Source organism: Stenotrophomonas sp. P5_A8 (assembly GCF_056400545.1).
The window spans coordinates 1-1,270 of record NZ_JBFULB010000555.1 but is presented as its reverse complement, the minus strand read 5'-3'; the positions used below and the strand labels follow the sequence as shown (position 1 = coordinate 1,270).

Genomic DNA, 1,270 nt, shown 5'->3' with positions numbered 1-1,270 from the left:
CTCTACCGGAGGCGCGCGTATGTCCCGCGCGCCGTCCGGTCAGCCGCCCAGTGCGTCGGGCAGCAGCGCGTCGACGAAGGCTTCTGGGTCGAACACGCGCAGGTCTTCCGGACGCTCGCCGATGCCGGCGAAGCGGATGGGAATGTTGAACTCGCGCGCCAGCGCGAACACCACGCCGCCCTTGGCGGTGCCGTCCAGCTTGGTCACCACCAGCCCGGTCACGTTGACCGCGGCATGGAACTGACGCAGCTGCGAAAGCGCGTTCTGGCCGGTGGTGCCGTCGATGACCATGAGCACTTCGTGCGGGGCGGCCGGGTCGATCTTGCCGAGCACGCGGCGGATCTTGCCCAGTTCGTTCATCAGCCCGCCCTGGGTGTGCAGGCGGCCGGCGGTGTCGGCGATCAGCACCTCGGTGCCGCGCGCCTTGCCGGCCTGCAGGGCGTCGAACGCCACCGACGCGGCGTCGGCGTTCTGGCCCTGCGCGATCACGGCCACGCCGTTGCGCTCACCCCAGGCCTGCAACTGGGCCACGGCGGCGGCGCGGAAGGTGTCGCCGGCGGCCAGCATCAGGCTGTGGCCGTCGTCCTTGAAGCGCTTGGCCAGCTTGCCGATGGTGGTGGTCTTGCCGACGCCGTTGACGCCGACGGTGAGCACCACGAAGGGCTTGGCGTTGCGGTCGATGACCAGGGGCTTGGACACCGGCTGCAGGATCGCGATGAGTTCGCCACGCAGCGCGGCCAGCAGCGCGTTGGCATCGGCGAATTCGCGCGCCTTCATGCGCTTGCGCAGGCCTTCGACCAATGCGGTGGTCGCACCGACACCAACGTCGGCGGTGATCAGCGCGGTTTCCAGTTCATCCAGCAGGTCGTCGTCGAGCTTGGGGTTGCGCGAAAACAGACCGCCGAAGCTGCGCGCGATGACGCTGTTGCGCAGCCGGTCGCGCCAACCGGGCTTGCCCGGCGCGGCGGCGGGGGCGCTGTTGTCATCGGGCACGGTGGCCAGCGGCTGCGCGGCTTCCTGCACGATTTCGCTGGCGACCAGCACCGGCGGCGGCAGCGGGGCGGCGATCGGTTCGGCGATGGCGACCGGGGCGGTCTGGACGATGGGTGCGACCGGTGCCGCAGGTGCCGCTACGACCGGCGCCGTCGGTGCCGCAGGTGCTTCCACGACCGGTGCGGCCGGTGCCGGGACGACCGGCGGCGCCGCTTCCGCGGGCGCAACCGGCGCGACCGCTGGTGCAGGCGCGGCCACCGGCATGACGACGCTGGGA

1 protein-coding gene is annotated in these 1,270 nt (G+C 71.6%); it reads right to left on the bottom strand.

Annotated features, from left to right (window positions below):
• Positions 1-39: 39 nt before the first annotated feature.
• Positions 40-1,270: signal recognition particle-docking protein FtsY (ftsY, locus tag AC1DQP_RS20615; protein ID WP_478052445.1), on the bottom strand; the 1,231-nt coding region annotated here is incomplete at its 5' end.